The sequence below is a fragment of the Inquilinus limosus MP06 genome (assembly GCF_000767795.1).
Taxonomy (GTDB): Bacteria; Pseudomonadota; Alphaproteobacteria; order DSM-16000; family Inquilinaceae; genus Inquilinus; species Inquilinus limosus_E.
In genome coordinates, this window is record NZ_JANX01000584.1 from 1 (window position 1) to 3,843 (window position 3,843).

The window sequence follows — 3,843 nt, forward strand, 5'->3', positions numbered from 1 at the left end:
ATCCGGTAGTAGTCGGGATGGATTTCCGAGAAGGCGAGGAAGCCGTGCCGGTTCCCGCCATACTCGACGAAGGCGGCCTGGAGCGAGGGTTCGACCCGCGTCACCTTGGCCAGGTAGATGTTGCCCTTCAGCTGCTTCTTGGCTTCGGTCTCGAAGTCGAATTCCTCGAGCCGATTGCCGTCCAGCACCACCACCCGCGTTTCTTCCGCATGGGTGGCGTCCACCAGCATTCTTTTTGCCATGTACAAACCCTGCGACGCAGCCGGCGGCCCCGCGCGACGAACGGGGCTGCGGCGCGTCCTTGTCCTGCCGAAGCCGCCGGGGGCGCGAACCGTGATCACCCGAGAACGGCGCTTCGCAGCAGGCCAGACGGGAGGGTCCGCGACCACCGGTCCGGCGCGGATGCGCCGGGGCACGGCCTCGAGTTGATCTCAATGTCGCCCGACATCCGCAGCCGCGCATCGCGTGCCGGCCGTTCGACGATGGACGTTTCCCGGCGGAAATCGATGCGCCGCCGCGCGGCCGACGCGGATGCCCAGGGAACCTGGAAACCCGATCGTCCGATCGGACAGACTGTCGCGCCGTCACGATACCGAGGCCCTGCGGTTCCGACAATGGGAGATTTCGAGCGTAACAGGCACGCGCGGTCGCAGGGACCTGACTCGCGGCAGGCGCTATGGTAACAGGAGCCCCCGCCGGTCCGCGCGGTCATCAACGGAACACAATCGCGGCCTATTCGCTTCTCCGTCGAGGCGGCCTCGACGGCCGTTTCCGCCACTCCAGGGCGGCCGCCACCGCCCATTCATTGCCCCCAAGGTCCGATGCGCCTGATCGGCTGGCTCCTGTCCTCCCTCATCCTCCTCCTCGTCATCGCGGCCGTCGGGGTCTTCGCCGCCGCGAGCTATTTCGGCCGCGACCTGCCGGACACGGCGCAGCTGGCCGAGTACGCGCCGCCGATCACCACCCGGCTGCACGCCGCCGACGGCCGGCTGATGGCGGAATATGCCAGCCAGAACCGCCTGTTCGTGCCGTTCGGGGCGATTCCGCCCCTGGTGGCCCAGGCCTTCGTCTCGGCCGAGGACCAGCGCTTCTACGACCACCCGGGCGTCGACCTGCAGGGCGTCGCCCGGGCCGCGATTTCGGCGATCCAGAACTATGCCTCCGGCCGGCGGGTCGAGGGCGCGTCGACCATCACCCAGCAGGTGGCGCGCAATTTCTTCCTGACGCCGGACCGGGCGATCAGCCGCAAGATCCGCGAGATGCTGCTGGCGTTCCGGATCGAGAGCGCCTTCACCAAGCAGCAGATCCTCGAGCTGTACCTGAACCAGATCTATCTCGGCCGCGGCGCCTATGGCGTGGCGGCGGCGTCGCTGGCCTATTTCAACAAGCCGCTGAAGGACCTGACGGTCTCCGAGGCCGCCTTCCTGGCCGGCCTGCCAAAGGCGCCCAGCAGCTACGACCCGAAGACCCGGATGGACGCGGCCGTCAACCGCCGCAACTACGTCATCGGCCGGCTGCTCGAGGACGGGGCGATCACCAGGGAGCAGGCCGACGCCGCCCGGGCCGAGCCGCTGGTGACCAAGGACCGGCGGCAGATCGAGTTCGTCAGCGCCAATTACTTCGCCGAGGAGGTGCGGCGCGAGCTGCAGCGGCTCTACGGCAACGACGCGCTCTACCAGGGCGGCCTGTCGGTGCGCACCTCGTTGGACCCGCATCTGCAGGACCTGGCCGACCAGTCGCTGCGCGACGGCCTGCGCAGCTACGACATGCGGCATGGCTGGCGCGGGCCGCTGAAGAAGATCGAGGGCTTCGACGGCTGGGCCGGGCAGCTCGCCGCGATCCAGCGGCCGGCCGGCGCGGGCGACTGGCAGATGGCGGTGGTGCTCGATGTCGACGCCAAGGCCGCTTCGATCGGCTTCTCGGACAAGAGCCGCGGCACCATCCCCTTCGCCGAGATGAAATGGGCCCGGCCCTGGCGCGAGAACCAGACCGTCGGCGCCGAGCCGCGCAGGCCGTCCGACGTGCTGGCCAAGGGCGATGTGATCCTGGTCGAGCCGACCGGCGCGGTGCCGGAGGACAAGTCGGTGCCGCAGGAGTTCGGCCTGCGCCAGATCCCCAATGTGCAGGGCGCGCTGGTGGCGCTGGACCCGAACACCGGCCGGGTGATGGCGATTACCGGCGGCTACGACTACGCGATGAGCGAGTTCGACCGCGGCACCCAAGCGGTGCGCCAGCCGGGCTCGACCTTCAAGCCCTTCGTCTATCTGACGGCGCTGGAGGCCGGCTACACCCCGGCCACCATCATCGACGACGCGCCGATCACCATCGACACCGGCACCACCGACTGGGCGCCCGAGAATGACGACCGGCGGTTCCTCGGGCCTATGCCGCTGCGCGTCGGCGTCGAGCGGTCGCGCAACCTGATGACGGTGCGGCTGATCCAGGCCGTCGGCCTGGACAAGGTCAAGGACACGGCGGAGCGGTTCGGTGTCTACAAGGACATGCCGCTGCTCTACTCGATGGCGCTCGGCGCCGGCGCCACCACGCCGCTGCAGATGGCCACCGGCTTCGCCCAGATCGCCAATGGCGGCAAGAAGGTGGTCCCCACCTTCATCGACCGGATCCAGGACCGCACCGGCCGCACCATCTACCGGCATGACGACCGCCCCTGCGAGGCCTGCGGCCAGCCCTGGGCCGACCAGGCGACGCCGGTGATCCCGGACACGCGGGAGCAGATCGCCGACCCGGTGTCGGCCTACCAGATCACCTCGATCCTGCAGGGCGTGGTCCAGCGCGGCACGGCCTCGGCGCTGAACAAGCTGGGCTTCACCCTGGCCGGCAAGACCGGCACCACCAACGACGCCAAGGACGCCTGGTTCGTCGGCTTCGCGCCCGACCTGGTGGTGGCGATCTATGTCGGCTTCGACGACCCGAAGACGCTGGGCGCCCGGGAATGGGGCTCGACCGCGGCGCTGCCGATCTTCCGCGACTTCATGTCCGCGGCGCTCAAGGGCAAGGACGTGCCGCCCTTCCGCATCCCGCCGGGGGTCAACCTGGTGAAAATCGACCGGCTGACCGGCCAGCCCGCCTATGGCAGCGGCGGCGACACGATCTGGGAGGCGTTCCGCCCCGGCACCGAGCCCGGCACCGGCTATGCCCTCGACCGGCTCGACGGCGGCGGCGGCACGCCCACCGACCAGGGCACGACCGGCTTCGGCGACACCGTGCCCGACGCGACGACCGGGACCGGCGGGCTGTACTGATCCGCCCGCCGCAACCCGGACGACGCACAGCAATGGGGACAGGCACGATCACCCGGTCCCAACCCAGGAGGAACGCATGGCCCTTCGCAAGTTCATCATCGAGCGCGATATCCCGGATGTCGGCACCCTCGAGCGCGAGCAGCTGCGCGGCGCCGCGGCCAAGTCGAACGAGGCGCTGCGTGAGATTGGCCCCGACATCCAGTGGGTCGAGAGCTACGTCGCCGACAACAAGACCTTCTGCGTCTATCTCGCCAAGGACGAGGGCGTGATCCGCAAGCATGCCGAGATCAGCGGCTTCCCGGCGACGAAGATCACCGAGATCCGCAAGATGATCGACCCGACGACCGAGCGGGCCGGCTGACGGATCGCCGGCGACCGGCGGGGCGGGCGATGGGCCTGTCGGAGTTCATCCGGCTGCTCGAGGCCTATCGCGACACCCGCTACCTGTTCATCGCCGACGGCGTCGAGCACGAGGTGCGGATCGACCGCCGCAACCCGGCGGCCGAGGCCTGGCTGGCCGGGCACGGCGCGACCGGCGCCGGCTTCATCACGGCCGACAATCCGCGCAGCCGGCTGACGC

The 3,843-nt window shown here is 69.6% G+C and carries 4 protein-coding genes; 3 read left to right on the plus strand and 1 reads right to left on the minus strand.

Annotated elements, in window-relative coordinates:
* On the minus strand, positions 1–242 hold a 242-nt coding region (locus P409_RS28865; protein ID WP_152613596.1), incomplete at its 3' end, for a S1 RNA-binding domain-containing protein.
* A 579-nt stretch (positions 243–821) separates the two neighbouring features.
* On the opposite strand from P409_RS28865, the gene P409_RS28870 reads away from it, so the two are divergent.
* The 3 genes from P409_RS28870 to P409_RS28880 all read left to right on the plus strand — a co-directional run.
* Positions 822–3,263 carry a penicillin-binding protein 1A gene (locus P409_RS28870; protein WP_034846552.1) on the plus strand — a complete coding sequence of 814 codons (2,442 nt, stop codon included), beginning with the start codon at positions 822–824 and terminating at the stop codon, positions 3,261–3,263.
* A 76-nt stretch (positions 3,264–3,339) separates the two neighbouring features.
* Positions 3,340–3,624: a DUF4242 domain-containing protein gene (locus P409_RS28875; protein ID WP_034846553.1), complete on the plus strand. Its 285-nt coding sequence runs from the start codon at positions 3,340–3,342 to the stop codon at positions 3,622–3,624.
* A gap of 29 nt (positions 3,625–3,653) precedes the next feature.
* Positions 3,654–3,843, plus strand: a 190-nt coding sequence (locus P409_RS28880) for a hypothetical protein (RefSeq protein ID WP_034846555.1), incomplete at its 3' end; no start/stop codon positions are given.